The 14,583-nt window shown below is 65.9% G+C and carries 19 protein-coding genes; all 19 read left to right on the top strand.

Annotation, left to right across the window (positions count from 1 at the left end; genetic code table 11):
• The first annotated feature begins 17 nt into the window (after positions 1-17).
• The 19 genes from ATO6_RS25500 to ATO6_RS17520 all read left to right on the top strand — a co-directional run bounded on the left by ATO6_RS25500 (position 18) and on the right by ATO6_RS17520 (position 14,581).
• Complete coding sequence (locus ATO6_RS25500; RefSeq protein WP_254919196.1) at positions 18-821, top strand: endonuclease; 804 nt, start codon at positions 18-20, stop codon at positions 819-821.
• 3 nt (positions 822-824) lie between these two features.
• Positions 825-1,064 carry a DUF5337 domain-containing protein gene (locus ATO6_RS17605; protein WP_088625343.1) on the top strand — a complete coding sequence of 80 codons (240 nt, stop codon included), beginning with the start codon at positions 825-827 and terminating at the stop codon, positions 1,062-1,064.
• A gap of 13 nt (positions 1,065-1,077) precedes the next feature.
• Positions 1,078-2,367: an NADH-quinone oxidoreductase subunit NuoF gene (nuoF, locus tag ATO6_RS17600; protein ID WP_088625342.1), complete on the top strand. Its 1,290-nt coding sequence runs from the start codon at positions 1,078-1,080 to the stop codon at positions 2,365-2,367.
• A gap of 3 nt (positions 2,368-2,370) precedes the next feature.
• The gene (locus ATO6_RS17595; protein ID WP_088625341.1) at positions 2,371-2,790 is read left to right on the top strand and encodes an MAPEG family protein; all 420 of its coding nucleotides are present in this window, start codon (positions 2,371-2,373) and stop codon (positions 2,788-2,790) included.
• On the top strand, positions 2,787-3,272 hold the full coding sequence (locus ATO6_RS17590) for a DUF3291 domain-containing protein (RefSeq protein WP_088625340.1): 486 nt from the start codon (positions 2,787-2,789) through the stop codon (positions 3,270-3,272). Before ATO6_RS17595 ends, ATO6_RS17590 begins: the two co-directional genes overlap by 4 nt.
• Positions 3,269-3,625: a hypothetical protein gene (locus tag ATO6_RS17585; RefSeq protein ID WP_254919195.1), complete on the top strand. Its 357-nt coding sequence runs from the start codon at positions 3,269-3,271 to the stop codon at positions 3,623-3,625. The genes ATO6_RS17590 and ATO6_RS17585 overlap by 4 nt, the downstream gene beginning before the upstream one ends.
• The gene (locus ATO6_RS17580; protein WP_088625339.1) at positions 3,616-4,116 is read left to right on the top strand and encodes a DUF3291 domain-containing protein; all 501 of its coding nucleotides are present in this window, start codon (positions 3,616-3,618) and stop codon (positions 4,114-4,116) included. The genes ATO6_RS17585 and ATO6_RS17580 overlap by 10 nt, the downstream gene beginning before the upstream one ends.
• A gap of 9 nt (positions 4,117-4,125) precedes the next feature.
• A complete protein-coding gene (locus ATO6_RS17575; protein WP_088625338.1) occupies positions 4,126-4,626 on the top strand; it encodes a DUF3291 domain-containing protein in 501 nt (166 codons plus the stop codon).
• A gap of 158 nt (positions 4,627-4,784) precedes the next feature.
• Positions 4,785-6,803: an NADH-quinone oxidoreductase subunit NuoG gene (gene nuoG, locus ATO6_RS17570; RefSeq protein WP_088625337.1), complete on the top strand. Its 2,019-nt coding sequence runs from the start codon at positions 4,785-4,787 to the stop codon at positions 6,801-6,803.
• Positions 6,804-6,914: 111 nt separating this feature from the next.
• Positions 6,915-7,232 (top strand): hypothetical protein, encoded by a 318-nt coding sequence (locus ATO6_RS17565; protein ID WP_254919200.1) that lies wholly within the window; start codon positions 6,915-6,917, stop codon positions 7,230-7,232.
• 17 nt (positions 7,233-7,249) lie between these two features.
• A complete protein-coding gene (nuoH, locus tag ATO6_RS17560; protein WP_088625335.1) occupies positions 7,250-8,287 on the top strand; it encodes an NADH-quinone oxidoreductase subunit NuoH in 1,038 nt (345 codons plus the stop codon).
• Between the two features lie 2 nt (positions 8,288-8,289).
• Positions 8,290-8,514 carry a hypothetical protein gene (locus tag ATO6_RS17555; protein WP_088625334.1) on the top strand — a complete coding sequence of 75 codons (225 nt, stop codon included), beginning with the start codon at positions 8,290-8,292 and terminating at the stop codon, positions 8,512-8,514.
• Complete coding sequence (nuoI, locus tag ATO6_RS17550) at positions 8,511-9,005, top strand: NADH-quinone oxidoreductase subunit NuoI (protein ID WP_088625333.1); 495 nt, start codon at positions 8,511-8,513, stop codon at positions 9,003-9,005. Before ATO6_RS17555 ends, nuoI begins: the two co-directional genes overlap by 4 nt.
• A gap of 36 nt (positions 9,006-9,041) precedes the next feature.
• Entirely contained in the window at positions 9,042-9,449 is a 408-nt protein-coding gene (locus ATO6_RS17545) for a carboxymuconolactone decarboxylase family protein (RefSeq protein ID WP_088625332.1), read from the top strand.
• On the top strand, positions 9,446-10,051 hold the full coding sequence (locus ATO6_RS17540; protein WP_088625331.1) for an NADH-quinone oxidoreductase subunit J: 606 nt from the start codon (positions 9,446-9,448) through the stop codon (positions 10,049-10,051). The genes ATO6_RS17545 and ATO6_RS17540 overlap by 4 nt, the downstream gene beginning before the upstream one ends.
• Positions 10,048-10,548 (top strand): hypothetical protein, encoded by a 501-nt coding sequence (locus ATO6_RS17535; RefSeq protein WP_088625330.1) that lies wholly within the window; start codon positions 10,048-10,050, stop codon positions 10,546-10,548. The genes ATO6_RS17540 and ATO6_RS17535 overlap by 4 nt, the downstream gene beginning before the upstream one ends.
• 49 nt (positions 10,549-10,597) lie before the next feature.
• Positions 10,598-10,903 carry an NADH-quinone oxidoreductase subunit NuoK gene (nuoK, locus tag ATO6_RS17530; RefSeq protein ID WP_088625329.1) on the top strand — a complete coding sequence of 102 codons (306 nt, stop codon included), beginning with the start codon at positions 10,598-10,600 and terminating at the stop codon, positions 10,901-10,903.
• Positions 10,904-10,907: 4 nt separating this feature from the next.
• Positions 10,908-13,037 (top strand): NADH-quinone oxidoreductase subunit L, encoded by a 2,130-nt coding sequence (gene nuoL, locus ATO6_RS17525; protein ID WP_088625328.1) that lies wholly within the window; start codon positions 10,908-10,910, stop codon positions 13,035-13,037.
• Positions 13,037-14,581, top strand: a complete 1,545-nt coding sequence (locus ATO6_RS17520) for an NADH-quinone oxidoreductase subunit M (RefSeq protein WP_088625327.1) — start codon at positions 13,037-13,039, stop codon at positions 14,579-14,581. The genes nuoL and ATO6_RS17520 overlap by 1 nt, the downstream gene beginning before the upstream one ends.
• The last annotated feature ends 2 nt before the right edge of the window (positions 14,582-14,583 follow it).

Raw genomic sequence — 14,583 nt, 5'->3', positions numbered from 1 at the left:
CAAGGGGACACCACGGAATGGACATGAGCACAAAGGAAGGCAGATGCGCCGCGATCTCTTGGATCGCCGGTGCCGTCATTGCCATCCTCGCCTATGTGCTGATGCGTCCCGGTGTCTGGATCCTGCTGGCCCTGGTGATCGCGGTGATCGTCGGTATTGCCGCCGCCGTGATGATCCTGCGAATCTTCTGCGCGTCTGGCGAGGTGGCCGAGAGCGATCCTGCCGACCGCTCGATGGACGCCGTTCCGGCCCCTATGGCGGCCCCCGCGCCGGGTGCTTCGGCCGCGACCGCCGCGGCTTCGGCCCCGACCGGCCTGATGGCAATGCCCGAGGACGAGGCGACGGCGGAATGGGACGACGCGCAGGAAGGCGCCTCGACGGCGGCCACCAGCGCGGCGGCGTTCGACGCCGAGGCCGAGATGGAGGCCGAGGACGACGGCGCGTCCGAGGTCGAGGCGATGCCGGATATCGCGGACAGCGAGGATCCGGTGGACGCCGGGGCAGACATCGACGATCCGGCAGAGCCCGACGCGGGCCTGAAACCGGAAGGTCTGGCCGCCGCCCGCGAAGGCGGGGCGGACGACCTGAAGCGGATCAAGGGCGTGGGGCCCAAGCTGGAAGACCTGCTGCACGAACTGGGCATCTTCCACTTCGACCAGATCGCGGGCTGGACCGCGTCCGAGGTGGCGTGGATGGACGACAATCTGAAGGGCTTCAAGGGCCGGGTCACCCGCGACGACTGGATCGCGCAGGCCAAGGTTCTGGCCGAGGGCGGCGCGACCGAATTCTCGGGCCGCGTGGACAAGGGCGGCGTGTATTGAGCGATGGACGGCGGCAACCGGCATACGACAGAACACGCCATGGCGCGCAAGGGGCGGGTGATCGCGCTCGTGATCGCGGGCACGATGGTGATCTGGCTGCTCGGCACCGCGCTCGTGCCGTGGATGGGCTTGCCCGCCCGTTACGTATTTCTGTTCGACCTGGCGGCCATAGCGGCCTTCATCTGGGTCTTCATCAACATCTGGCAGCTCTGGCGGCTGCGTCAGCAACTCAACGGGAAATGACAGGGGTTAAGTGATGCTCAAGGATCAGGACCGCATATTCACCAACCTCTACGGCATGCACGACCGGACCCTGAAGGGGGCTCAGGCGCGCGGTCACTGGGACGGGACGGACAAGATCATCGCGCTCGGGCGCGACAAGATCATCGAGATCATGAAGGCCAGCGGTCTGCGTGGTCGCGGTGGTGCGGGCTTCCCGACGGGTCTGAAGTGGTCCTTCATGCCCAAGGAGTCGGACGGCCGTCCGGCCTACCTGGTGGTCAACGCGGATGAATCCGAACCCGGGACCTGCAAGGACCGCGAGATCATGCGCCACGATCCGCACACGCTGATCGAGGGCTGCCTGATCGCGTCCTTCGCGATGAACGCGCATGCCTGCTACATCTACATCCGCGGCGAATACATCCGCGAGAAAGAGGCCCTGCAGGCGGCCATCGACGAATGCTACGAGGCCGGTCTGGTTGGCCGGAACGCCGCGAAGTCCGGCTGGGATTTCGACATCTACCTGCACCACGGGGCGGGCGCCTACATCTGCGGCGAGGAAACCGCGCTGCTGGAAAGCCTCGAAGGCAAGAAGGGCATGCCCCGGATGAAGCCGCCGTTCCCGGCGGGCGCGGGCCTCTACGGCTGCCCGACCACGGTGAACAACGTCGAATCCATTGCCGTCGCGCCGACCATCCTGCGCCGTGGCGCGGAGTGGTTCGCGGGCTTTGGCCGCCAGAACAACGCGGGCACCAAGCTGTTCGCGATCTCGGGTCACGTGAACAACCCCTGCGTCGTCGAAGAGGCGATGTCGATCTCCTTCGAGGAACTGATCGAGAAGCATTGCGGCGGCATCCGCGGGGGCTGGGACAACCTGCTGGCGGTGATCCCCGGCGGGTCATCGGTGCCCTGCGTGCGCGGCGAAAAGATGAAAGACGCCGTGATGGACTTCGACTACCTGCGCGGTGAACTGGGCTCGGGCCTCGGGACCGCGGCGGTGATCGTGATGGACAAGTCCACCGACATCATCAAGGCGATCTGGCGGCTGTCGAAGTTCTACAAGCACGAAAGCTGCGGCCAGTGCACGCCCTGCCGCGAAGGCACCGGCTGGATGATGCGGGTGATGGAGCGTCTGGTGAAGGGCGAGGCCTCGGTAGAGGAGATCGACATGCTGTTCGACGTGACCAAGCAGGTCGAAGGTCACACCATCTGCGCGCTCGGTGACGCGGCGGCCTGGCCGATCCAGGGCCTGATCCGCAACTTCCGCGAGGAAATCGAGGACCGCATCAAGCACAAGCGCGGCCTGAGCGTGGCAGCGGAGTAACGGATGGAGGCATTCGCCCCATATGGCCACGCGCTGACCGCGCTGGCGCTGTTTGCCCTGATGACGCTGGTGCTGGGTCCGGTTTCGGCCGGGATCAAGGCCAAGGCCGGCGTCACCTCGGGCGCGGCGCCTGCTGCGGATTACGACAGCGGTGTCTACCGGCTTTACCGCGCGCATGAAAATGCGGTGGAAAGCCTGGGGCCGTTCGCTGCTATGACCGTGGCCGCGATCCTGGCGAATGCCGCGCCGTTCTGGGTGAACCTTGCGGCGTCGGTCTTCCTGCTGACGCGGGTGGTGCATCTGACGGTGCACGTCACCGGCTGGGGCCGCGCCGACATGGGGCTGCGGACCTATGTCTATGTCGCGGGCTTCCTCTGCTGCCTGCTGCTCGGGGTGCTGACGATCGGGGCGGTGTTCACATGACCGGCGCCACCCGTCATTTCGCCGAATTCAACATCGGCACGCTGCGGCACGACTGGGACGATCCGCGCGTGGCGGAGTTCGCCGACGCGCTGGACCGCGTGAACGCGATCGCGCAGCGCAGTCCCGGCTTCGTCTGGATGCTGGGCGAGGACGAGATGGACGCGGCGCAGACCGACGGCGACGGCGTGCTGGGGGGCAACCCGCGCACCGCCTCGACGCTGAGCGTCTGGACGGATGCCGAAAGCCTGGGCGCGTTCGCCTTCAACACCGTGCACCGCGTGTTCTATGCCCGCGGGGCCGAGTGGTTCGAGGAACAGGACACGCCGCGGCTGGTGATGTGGTATGTCGAACCGGGCCACCGCCCGACGATCGAAGAGGCGGCGGAACGGCTCCGGATCCTGACCGAGGAGGGGCCGGGCGCGCTGGCCTTCGGCTGGGCCGGGACCGGGGTGGACTTTCATCGGTGTGGGGAGGCGGCATGAAGCTGGCACTTGGGATCGGGTTGATCGTGGCGCTTTCCGGATGCAGCGTGCTGCAGTCGGGGCGGAGCCTGCTGTCAGGGCAGGCGCGTGCGACTTTCGACGGCAACTACTACCCGGCGCGGCTGGCGGCGGACAAGGAAGACGGTCGGCGCTTTGCCGTCACCGTCAACCGCGTGTCGCAGGGCCTGAACGGCGCCAAGGAGGCCGCCCGCTACGAGGCCTCCAAGTTCTGCATCCGCAACCATGGCTGGTCCGGTATCGACTGGACGGTCGGGCCGGACACGCCGGACGGGTCGCTGGCCATCGTGGACAACAAGATCACCTTCAGCGGGGAGTGCCGCGGATGGGTCTGAGGCCGGGATATCATCTGGCCGAGCTGAATGTCGGCCGCCTGGTGGCGCCCGTCGACGACCCGCGCGTGGCGGAGTTCATGCAGGCGCTCGACCGGGTGAACGGTCTGGGCAAGCGGATGCCCGGCTTTGTCTGGATGATGGAGGGCTCGGGCGAGCCCGGCACCGGCAACACGGAGACGAAGATCGGCGGCGATCCGCAGTTCGTGGCGAACCTGACCGTCTGGGAAAGCGTCGAGACGCTGGAGCATTTCGTCTGGAACACCGTGCACCGGCAGTTCTACGAGCGCCGGCAGGAGTGGTTCGAGGTGCTCGGTGCGATGCACTTCGTGATGTGGTGGGTGCCCGAGGGGCATCGCCCGACACTGGACGAGGCGCTGGAGCGGCTGGACCGGCTGCGCGCCCACGGGGCGAGCGAAGAGGCTTTCGACTGGCGCTGGCTGGAAGAGGCGAGCCTGTGGAAACGGCACGGCTGTGCCGTGGCGGCGGAATAGGGGAGATGCGTGCCGGCAAGACCCGGATATCATCTGGCGCAGACCAACGTCGCGCGGCTGGTCGCCCCCAGGGGCGATCCGCGCGTGGCGGCGTTCACGGACAATATTGCGCGGATCAACGGGCTGGCGGCACGGATGCCGGGATTCGTCTGGGTGATGGACGAGAAAGAGGATCCGGCGGCGAGCCACGCGCTCTATGGTTTCGGGACGGACGATCTGCTGACCGTCACAGTCTCGGTCTGGGACAGCCCCGAGGCGCTGGAGCATTTCGTGTTCAACACGCTGCACGTGCAGTTCTTCCGCCGCAAGGCGGAGTGGTTCGAAGTGCTGAAGCAGGCCTACCTCGCGCTGTGGTGGGTGCCCGAGGGGGATCGGCCCACGCTGATCGAAGCGCGGGACCGGCTGGTGCGGCGGACGGAAGCGGGCGACAGCGACGCGGCCTTCGGCTGGGACTGGATGCGCGCGCAGGGCTGGCTGACGACCGTGCCGCCGGCCAGAGGGGCGGCATGAGCACGGCTGGAAATAATCGACCGCGCGACGCGCGCGGGGGCGGGCTGCGGCTTGCCATTCGGGACGAAATCTGTGACCGCTGCGCCGCGGCAGGCGTGGTCGGACGAGACGCTATCGGGATGGGCGGCCGGACCGCCTTTCTGAAGGAGAACTGAGATATGGCGGACCTTCGCAAGATCATCATCGACGGCATCGAGGTCGAGGTCGATCCGGCCCTGACCCTGATCCAGGCCTGTGAACAGGCCGGGGTCGAGGTGCCGCGCTTCTGCTACCACGAACGCCTGTCGATCGCCGGGAACTGCCGGATGTGCCTCGTCGAGGTCGTCGGCGGCCCGCCCAAGCCCGCCGCGTCCTGCGCGATGCAGGTCCGCGACCTGCGGCCGGGGCCGGAAGGCCAGCCGCCGGTGGTCAAGACGAACTCGCCCATGGTCAAGAAGGCCCGCGAGGGGGTGATGGAGTTCCTGCTCATCAACCACCCGCTGGACTGCCCGATCTGCGACCAGGGCGGCGAATGCGACCTGCAGGACCAGGCGATGGCCTATGGCGTCGACTTCAGCCGCTATCGCGAGCCGAAGCGCGCCTCCGACGATCTGGACCTCGGCCCGCTGGTCGAGACGCACATGACGCGCTGCATCTCCTGCACCCGCTGCGTCCGCTTCACCTCCGAGGTGGCCGGGATCATGCAGATGGGGCAGACCGGGCGCGGCGAGGATGCTGAGATCACCTCCTACCTCAACCAGACGCTCGAGTCGGAACTGCAGGGCAACATCATCGACCTCTGCCCGGTCGGCGCGCTGGTGTCCAAGCCCTACGCCTTCACCGCCCGTCCGTGGGAGCTGACCAAGACCGAAACGATCGACGTCATGGACGCGCTCGGCTCGAACATCCGGGTCGACACCAAGGGCCGCGAAGTGATGCGCATCCTGCCGCGCAACCATGACGGCGTGAACGAGGAATGGATCAGCGACAAGACCCGGTTCGTCTGGGACGGCCTGCGCCGCCAGCGTCTGGACCGGCCCTATGTCCGCAAGGACGGCAAGCTGAAGCCCGCCAGCTGGCCCGAGGCGCTGAGCGCCGCGGCCGAGGCGATGAAGGGCAAGAAGGTCGCCGGACTGATCGGTGATCTGGTGTCGGTCGAGGCCGCCTACGCTCTGAAATCGCTGGTCGAGGGTCTGGGCGGCACCGTCGAGTGCCGGACGGACGGGTCCAAGCTGCCCGCGGGCAACCGCTCGGGCTATGTCGGCACCGCGACGATCGAGGATATCGACAGCGCCAAGATGATCCTGATCGTCGGCGCCAACCCGCGGGTCGAGGCCCCGGTGCTGAACGCGCGGATCCGCAAGGCCTGGCTGAACGGCGCCAAGGTCGCGGTGATCGGGCAGGCGGCTGACCTGACCTATGAATACGAGCACATCGGCACCGACCGGGCCGCGCTGGCCGAACTGGCCAAGATGGACCATTCCGACAAGCACGGCACACCGGGCGTCATGATCATCGGCCAGGGCGCGCTGCGCGAGGCCGACGGCGCGGCGGTTCTGGGCACCTGCATGCAGATGGCCGAGGCCGCACAGTCGCGGATGCTGGTGCTGCACACCGCCGCCGGCCGCGTCGGCGCAATGGACATCGGCGCCGTGACCGAGGGCGGGCTGAGCGCCGCGATCGACGGGGCCGAGGTGGTCTACAACCTCGGCGCGGACGAGGTCGAGGTGGGCGAGGGTGCCTTCGTCATCTACCAGGGCAGCCATGGCGACCGTGGCGCGCACCGCGCCGACGTGATCCTGCCGGGCGCCGCCTGGACCGAGGAAAACGGCCTGTTCGTCAACACCGAGGGCCGCCCGCAGTTGGCGCTGCGCGCCGGTTTCGCGCCGGGCGAGGCCAAGGAGAACTGGGCGATCCTGCGGGCGCTGTCCGCCGAGACAGGCGAGGCGCTGCCGTTCGACAGCCTTGCGCAGCTGCGCACCGCGCTGATCGGCGAGGTGCCGCACCTGAAGGGCATCGACGAGGTCCCCGAGAACGGCTGGACCCCGCTCGAGGCCGGGAAACTGGGCGACGCGAGCTTTGTCGGCGCGGTCAAGGACTTCTACCTGACCAACCCGATCGCCCGCGCGTCCGAAGTCATGGCCGACCTGTCGGCTCGGGCCAAGGCGCGGTCCGAACGGCCGATGGCGGCGGAGTAGGGCGGGGAGTTGGTCCGGATGTCCTTCATAGCCATGGCAACCTCCATGCTCGCCGCCTGCGCGGCAGCCGACCGGCCCACGCCGGTCGAGGAGGCCGTGGCGCGCGAGGCGATGCCGTTCGACCCGGTCTATCAGGGAATCGAAACCCGTCTTCTGGCGGGCGATCTCGTCAATTTCCACGTCCGCATGTCGGGCGCGCGGGACGGCAAGGACGTTGCGGATTACGCACAATGCGCCGCGGCGCGCTATGCGCTGATCCGGGGCTACGGATTTGCGCGGAATGTGCGCACAAATGTATCCCAAGAGGGTGGCCTATGGCAGGCGGATGCTGTTTATACCATCTCGGCGGCACTGCCGGATGGGCTCAGGACCATCGACGCGGAGGTCGAGGTCGCGAACTGCACGGAACGCAAGATTCCGACGGTATGAAAGGCGTGTAGGGACAGATGGCTGATTTCTTTACCACTCCACTCGGCATCGGCGTTCTGATCGTCGCGCAGAGTCTCGCGGTCGTCGCCTTCGTGATGATCTCGCTCCTGTTCCTCGTCTATGGCGACCGGAAGATTTGGGCGGCTGTCCAGCTGCGGCGCGGCCCGAACGTGGTCGGCGTCTTCGGCCTGCTGCAGACGGTGGCCGATGCGCTGAAATACGTCGTGAAAGAGGTCGTGATCCCCGCCGGCGCGGACCGGACGGTGTTCATCATGGCCCCGATGACCAGCTTCGTGCTGGCGATGATCGCCTGGGCGGTGATCCCGTTCAACGACACATGGGTCCTGTCGGACATCAACGTCGCGATCCTGTATGTCTTCGCCGTCTCCTCGCTCGAGGTCTACGGCGTGATCATGGGGGGCTGGGCGTCGAACTCGAAATACCCGTTCCTCGGCTCGCTCCGCTCGGCGGCGCAGATGATCTCGTATGAGGTCTCTCTCGGTCTCATCATCATCGGCGTGATCATCTCGACGGGCTCGATGAACTTCGGCGACATCGTCCGGGCGCAGGACGGCGACTACGGCTTCTTCAGCTGGTACTGGCTGCCGCACTTCCCGATGGTCTTCCTGTTCTTCATCTCGGCGCTGGCCGAGACGAACCGCCCGCCGTTCGACCTGCCCGAGGCGGAATCCGAACTGGTCGCGGGCTACCAGGTGGAATACTCGTCCACTCCGTTCCTGCTGTTCATGGCCGGTGAATACATCGCCATCTTCCTGATGTGCGCGCTGACCTCGCTGCTGTTCTTCGGCGGCTGGCTGTCGCCGATCCCCGGCCTGCCGGACGGTGCGCTGTGGATGGTGGCCAAGATGGCGTTCTTCTTCTTCATCTTCGCGATGGTGAAGGCGATCGTCCCCCGCTACCGCTATGACCAGCTGATGCGGATCGGCTGGAAGGTCTTCCTGCCGCTGTCGCTGGGCTGGGTCGTGCTGGTCGCCTTCCTCGCCAAGTTCGAGGTGCTCGGCGGGGCATGGGCCCGCTGGACGATGGGGGGCTGAGGATGGCGGTGCTGGACAGGCTGTCGCTGAGGACGCTGCAGGACATGCGCGCCCGGCTGGCCCGGACCGACGGGGACATGCCCGACGACGGCAGCGTGTTCCTGAACCGGGTCCGCAACGACGACGGAAGCGAAACCGAGGTACGCGCCGACAAGATGGCGCTGATCGCTCGCCTCGACGCGGCGATCGCAAGCAAATCCTCCGACATGACGGAGACCGCGAGATGACACAGATCGACTACACCCGCGCCGCCCGCTACTTCCTGCTGATGGACGTGTGGCATGGCTTCAAGATGGGGCTGAAGTACTTCTTCGGGCCCAAGGCCACGCTGAACTACCCGCACGAGAAGGGCCCGCTGTCCCCGCGTTTCCGCGGCGAACACGCGCTGCGCCGCTATCCGAACGGCGAGGAACGCTGCATCGCCTGCAAGCTGTGCGAGGCGATCTGCCCGGCGCAGGCCATCACCATCGACGCCGAACCGCGCGAGGACGGCAGCCGCCGGACGACGCGGTACGACATCGACATGACCAAGTGCATCTACTGCGGCTTCTGCCAGGAAGCCTGCCCGGTGGATGCGATCGTCGAGGGACCGAATTTCGAATTCGCCACCGAGACGCGCGAGGAACTGTTCTACGACAAGGCCAAGCTGCTCGCCAACGGCGAACGCTGGGAGGCCGAGATCGCCCGCAACCTCGAGCTGGACGCGCCCTACCGATGAGCGGCGTGACCGGACATATCGCCCGAGGAGGCGCGCATGGCTGACGCGAAGAACCCGTTCGAGATGATGATCGAGCAGGCGCAGAACATGGCGCGCGCGATGAACCCGGCGCTGGAGCATTTCAGCCCCAAGGCGTTCGAGGCGATGTGGCCGACCCTGCCCAAGGAGTTCATGGAGGTCGCCTTTGGCAAGGCCTTCAACAAGGAGGGGCTGGACAGCAAGACGCGGCTCTTCCTCGTGCTCGCGGGGCTGACGATGCAGGGCGCCGTGGCCGAAAGCCAGGTGCGCGTGACCGTGCGCCACCTGATGGAGGCGGGCGCCACGAAACAGGAAATCGCCGAGGCCATCGCTCAGATGACGATGTTCGCCGGTGTGCCGGCCGTGACCAAGGCGGGGACCCTCGCCAAGGAGGTCATGGACGAATTGGAAGGGGATAAGGAATGATCGCGACCCTGTCGTTCTACCTGTTCGCCATATCGCTGCTGACCGGCGGTCTGTTCACCGTCGTGGCGCGGAACCCGGTGCACTCGGTGCTCTGGCTGATCCTCGCCTTCCTGTCGGCGGCGGGGCTCTTTGTCCTGCTGGGGGCGGAGTTCGTGGCGATGCTGCTGATCATCGTCTACGTGGGCGCGGTCGCCGTGCTGTTCCTGTTCGTGGTGATGATGCTGGACGTGGACTTTGCCGAGCTGAAGGCCGAGATGGCGCGCTACATGCCGCTGGCCCTGCTGATCGGTGTGATCCTGCTGATGCAGTTCGGTCTGGCCTTCGGGTCCTGGACCGAGGCCGAGACGGCCGAGGCCGCGCGGACGGCCGTGACGCCCGAAGGCGTGCACAACACCGCGGCGCTCGGCCTGCTGATCTACGACCGCTACTTCCTGCTGTTCCAGCTGGCGGGCCTGATCCTGCTGGTCGCGATGATCGGGGCGATCGTCCTGACCGTCCGGCACCGCAGCGACGTCAAGCGTCAGAACGTGCTGGCCCAGATGTGGCGCGATCCGCGCACCGCGATGGAACTGAAGGACGTCAAGCCGGGGCAGGGTCTGTGACACTGGCGACCCGCATAACGCTCGCGCTTTCGCTGGCGCTGGTCTCGGGGGGCGCACAGGCGCTGACCCCGCTGCCGCCCTGCGAGATCGAGGAAGGCGGAATGCGGGTCTCGGGCGCGTCGTTCTTCGGCTATTCCGAAAGCGGGTTCATCCTGGAGCAATACCGCAACCTGGACACGGCGGACGGCATCATCGGCGGGGCGCCGGGACCGATCCCGGCGCTGAACAATTTCAACGGCGTGCGGATCACCGACTGCCGCTCGGGCGGAATGGTGGCCATCGACGGCATCTCGTGGGAGGCCGACGCCACGCTGAACGCGACCGAGTTCCTGCGCCACAAGGCGCAGGCGCGCAAGCGGTTCGAACTGGCCGAGGTGGAACAGGCCGCCCGCGCCGTCTACGGCAAATCGCACGGCGTGCGGATCCTGCGGCTGAGAGAGACCGAGGAAACCTGCGCCTGCAACGACCATTACCCGGGGCTCTGGCAGGGCCGCTGAGGGAACATCGGGCGCAACGCCGCCCGGAAGGACAAGGACCGAGAGGGACATGATCGGACTGGAACATTACCTGACGGTGGCGGCAGCGCTGTTCGTCATCGGGATCTTCGGGATCTTCCTGAACAGGAAGAACGTCATCATCCTGCTGATGAGCATCGAACTGATCCTGCTTTCGGTGAACATCAACCTCGTCGCGTTCTCCTCTTACCTGGGCGATCTGGCGGGGCAGGTGTTCACGCTCTTCGTCCTGACCGTCGCGGCCGCCGAGGCTGCGATCGGTCTGGCGATCCTCGTCTGTTTCTTCCGCAACCGCGGCACGATCGCCGTGGAAGACGTCAACGTGATGAAAGGCTGACGAGATGGTCCAGCTCATCCTCTTCCTGCCGCTCATCGGCGCGATCATCGCGGGCTTCGGCTGGCGCATCGTCACCGAACGGGGCGCCATGTGGATCACCACGGGCCTGCTTTTCGTGGCCTGCTTCTTTTCGTGGGTCACCTTCCTGACCTTCGACGGGGTCACCCAGCACATCCCGATCATGCGCTGGATCGAAAGCGGCACGCTGGCCACCGAATGGGCCATCCGCCTCGACCGGCTGACGGCCATCATGCTGATCGTGGTGACGACCGTCTCGGCGCTCGTCCACCTCTACAGCTTCGGCTACATGGACCACGACCCGCAGTGGAAAGAAGGCGAGACCTACAAGCCGCGCTTCTTCGCCTACCTGTCCTTCTTCACCTTCGCGATGCTGTCGCTGGTGACCGCCGACAACCTCGTCCAGATGTTCTTTGGCTGGGAAGGCGTGGGCGTCGCATCCTACCTGCTGATCGGCTTCTACTATCGCAAGCCCTCGGCCAATGCCGCCGCGATCAAGGCTTTCGTGGTGAACCGCGTCGGTGACTTCGGCTTCGCGCTCGGCATCTTCGCGCTCTACTTCCTCGTGGATTCCATCGACTTCGACACGATCTTTGCCGAGGCGCCGCGCCTTGCTGGCGTGAACCTCGAATTCCTCGGCTTCTCGTGGGACGCGACGGAAATCGTGGTTCTGTTGCTCTTCATCGGTGCCATGGGCAAGTCGGCACAGCTCCTGCTGCACACCTGGCTGCCGGACGCGATGGAAGGCCCGACCCCGGTGTCGGCGCTGATCCACGCGGCAACCATGGTGACGGCTGGTGTGTTCATGATCTGCCGGATGTCGCCGCTGGTCGAATGGGCGCCGGACGCCAAGTCGATCATCGTTTTCATCGGCGCATCCACCGCCTTCTTCGCCGCGACCGTCGGCCTCGTGCAGAACGACATCAAGCGCGTGATCGCCTATTCGACCTGTTCGCAGCTCGGCTACATGTTCGTGGCGGCTGGCGTCGGTGTCTACTCGGCGGCGATGTTCCACCTCTTCACCCACGCCTTCTTCAAGGCGATGCTGTTCCTCGGCGCCGGCTCGGTCATCCACGCGATGCACCATGAGCAGGACATGCGGAACTACGGCGGGCTGCGGAAGAAGATCCCCTACACCTACTGGGCGATGATGATCGGCACGCTGGCGATCACCGGCGTCGGCATCCCGCTGACCACCATCGGTTTCGCCGGTTTCCTGTCCAAGGACGCAATTATCGAATCCGCTTGGGCGGGGACGATGGGCGGTTACGGCTTCTGGATGCTGGTCATCGCCGCGCTGTTCACCAGCTTCTATTCCTGGCGGCTGATCTTCCTGACCTTCTTCGGCACCCCGCGCGGCGACAAGCACACGCACGACCACGCGCATGAAAGCCCCAAGGTCATGCTGGTGCCGCTCGGCGTTCTGGCGCTCGGAGCCGTGTTCTCGGGGATGGTCTGGTACGGCTCGTTCTTCGGCAGCCACGATCAGGTCAACCGCTTCTTCGGCATCCCGGCACATGCGTCGGCCGAGGCCGGTCATGGCGAGACCGCGGCCGCGGGCCATGGTGAGACCGCCGCTGCGGGCCATGGCGAAACGGCATCCGCCGGGCATGGCGAGGCTGCCACGCAAGGGGCGGGCGAGCATTCGGCGGTGCCGGAGGGCCAGATCGGCGCGATCTACATGGCCGAGGACAACCACGTCATGGACGACGCGCACCATTCGCCCGTCTGGGTCAAGGTGAGCCCGTTCATCGCGATGATCCTCGGGCTCGCGACGGCCTACTGGTTCTACATCGTGAACCCGGAACGTCCGAAGCAGCTGGCCGCCGCGCAACAGCCGCTCTACCAGTTCCTGCTGAACAAGTGGTACTTCGACGAGCTCTACAACTTCATCTTCGTGCGTCCGGCGGTCTGGCTCGGCGGCTTCTTCTGGAAGCGCGGTGACCAGAACACCATCGACGGCGGGATCAACGGCGTCGCCATGGGGATCATCCCCTTCTTCACCCGCCTCGCGGGCAAGGCGCAGTCGGGCTACATCTTCACCTATGCCTTCGCCATGGTGATCGGGATTGCGGTTCTCGTCACCTGGATGTCCATCGGCGGGGGGGCCGAGTAATGTCGAACCTGCTTTCCATCACCTGCTTCATCCCCGCCGTCGCGGCGCTGATCCTCGGGGTGTTCCTGCGCGGGGACGACGAGGCGGCCAACCGCAACGCCAAGTGGGTGGCGCTGATCGCGACGACGCTGACCTTCATCGTGTCGCTGTTCATCCTGTCCGGCTTCAACCCCGAGGACACCGGCTTCCAGTTCGTGGAAGAGCGGGAGTGGCTGCTCGGCCTGAAGTACAAGATGGGCGTCGACGGGATCTCGGTCCTCTTCGTCCTGCTGACCACGTTCATCATGCCGCTGACCATCGCGGCCAGCTGGGACGTGAACACGCGGGTCAAGGAATACATGATCGCCTTCCTCGTCCTTGAGACGCTGATGCTCGGCGTGTTCATGGCGCTGGACCTGGTGCTGTTCTACCTGTTCTTCGAAGCCGGCCTGATCCCGATGTTCCTGATCATCGGCATCTGGGGCGGGGCGAACCGCATCTACGCGTCGTTCAAGTTCTTCCTCTACACCTTCCTCGGCTCGGTGCTGATGCTGGTGGCGATGGTGACGATGGTCGCGCAGGCGGGCACCTCGGACATCGAGACGCTGCTGACCTTCAACTTCGGATCCGAGGACATGACCTTCCTCGGTGTCCATATCCTGGGCGGGTTGCAGACACTGCTGTTCTTCGCCTTCTTCGCCTCGTTCGCGGTCAAGATGCCGATGTGGCCGGTCCACACCTGGCTACCCGACGCGCACGTGCAGGCGCCGACGGCGGGGTCCGTGGTGCTGGCGGCGATCCTGCTGAAGATGGGCGGTTACGGCTTCCTGCGCTTCTCGCTGCCGATGTTCCCGGTGGCCTCGGAACTCTGGGCGCCGCTGGTGTTCTGGATGTCGGCCATCGCCATCGTCTACACCTCGCTCGTCGCGCTGGTGCAGGAGGACATGAAGAAGCTGATCGCCTATTCGTCGGTCGCCCACATGGGCTATGTCACGATGGGCATCTTCGCGGCCAACAACCAGGGCATCGACGGCGCGATCTTCCAGATGCTGTCGCACGGCTTCATCTCGGGCGCGCTCTTCCTCAGCGTGGGCGTGATCTACGACCGGATGCACACGCGTGAGATCGACGCCTACGGCGGCCTCGTGAACCGGATGCCGGCCTACGCGCTGATCTTCCTGTTCTTCACCATGGCCAACGTCGGCCTGCCGGGGACCAGCGGGTTCATCGGGGAATTCCTGACCCTGATGGGTATCTTCCAAGTCAACACGATCGTCGCCGCCGTGGCCACCACGGGCGTCATCCTGTCGGCGGCCTATGCGCTTTGGCTCTACCGCCGGGTGGTCATGGGCGACCTGATCAAGGAAAGCCTCAAGACCATCAGCGACATGACCCGGCGCGAAAAGGCGATCTTTGCCCCGCTCGTCGCCATGACGCTGCTGCTCGGTGTCTACCCGAGCCTTGTCACCGACATCATCGGCCCCTCGACCGAGGCGCTTGTGTCCCACTATGAAACCGCGACTGCCGGCACGCCTTCGGGCAACGCCGTCGCGGCCTCGCACTGACG

It is taken from the genome of Oceanicola sp. 22II-s10i (genome assembly GCF_002210105.1).
Lineage (GTDB): Bacteria > Pseudomonadota > Alphaproteobacteria > Rhodobacterales > Rhodobacteraceae > Pseudooceanicola.
The sequence above is the reverse complement of the archived record's forward strand: the minus strand, read 5'-3'. Positions and strand labels throughout refer to the sequence as shown.

Excerpts from the sequence above, each read along its gene's own strand:
- ATO6_RS25500 (WP_254919196.1), top strand. The coding sequence starts at position 18 with ATGGACATGAGCACAAAGGAAGGCAGATGCGCCGCGATCTCTTGGATC.
- ATO6_RS17605 (WP_088625343.1), top strand. The coding sequence starts at position 825 with ATGGACGGCGGCAACCGGCATACGACAGAACACGCCATGGCGCGCAAG.
- nuoF (WP_088625342.1), top strand. The coding sequence starts at position 1,078 with ATGCTCAAGGATCAGGACCGCATATTCACCAACCTCTACGGCATGCAC.
- ATO6_RS17595 (WP_088625341.1), top strand. The coding sequence starts at position 2,371 with ATGGAGGCATTCGCCCCATATGGCCACGCGCTGACCGCGCTGGCGCTG.
- ATO6_RS17590 (WP_088625340.1), top strand. The coding sequence starts at position 2,787 with ATGACCGGCGCCACCCGTCATTTCGCCGAATTCAACATCGGCACGCTG.
- ATO6_RS17585 (WP_254919195.1), top strand. The coding sequence starts at position 3,269 with ATGAAGCTGGCACTTGGGATCGGGTTGATCGTGGCGCTTTCCGGATGC.
- ATO6_RS17580 (WP_088625339.1), top strand. The coding sequence starts at position 3,616 with ATGGGTCTGAGGCCGGGATATCATCTGGCCGAGCTGAATGTCGGCCGC.
- nuoG (WP_088625337.1), top strand. The coding sequence starts at position 4,785 with ATGGCGGACCTTCGCAAGATCATCATCGACGGCATCGAGGTCGAGGTC.
- ATO6_RS17565 (WP_254919200.1), top strand. The coding sequence starts at position 6,915 with ATGCCGTTCGACCCGGTCTATCAGGGAATCGAAACCCGTCTTCTGGCG.
- nuoH (WP_088625335.1), top strand. The coding sequence starts at position 7,250 with ATGGCTGATTTCTTTACCACTCCACTCGGCATCGGCGTTCTGATCGTC.
- ATO6_RS17555 (WP_088625334.1), top strand. The coding sequence starts at position 8,290 with ATGGCGGTGCTGGACAGGCTGTCGCTGAGGACGCTGCAGGACATGCGC.
- nuoI (WP_088625333.1), top strand. The coding sequence starts at position 8,511 with ATGACACAGATCGACTACACCCGCGCCGCCCGCTACTTCCTGCTGATG.
- ATO6_RS17545 (WP_088625332.1), top strand. The coding sequence starts at position 9,042 with ATGGCTGACGCGAAGAACCCGTTCGAGATGATGATCGAGCAGGCGCAG.
- ATO6_RS17540 (WP_088625331.1), top strand. The coding sequence starts at position 9,446 with ATGATCGCGACCCTGTCGTTCTACCTGTTCGCCATATCGCTGCTGACC.
- nuoK (WP_088625329.1), top strand. The coding sequence starts at position 10,598 with ATGATCGGACTGGAACATTACCTGACGGTGGCGGCAGCGCTGTTCGTC.
- nuoL (WP_088625328.1), top strand. The coding sequence starts at position 10,908 with ATGGTCCAGCTCATCCTCTTCCTGCCGCTCATCGGCGCGATCATCGCG.
- ATO6_RS17520 (WP_088625327.1), top strand. The coding sequence starts at position 13,037 with ATGTCGAACCTGCTTTCCATCACCTGCTTCATCCCCGCCGTCGCGGCG.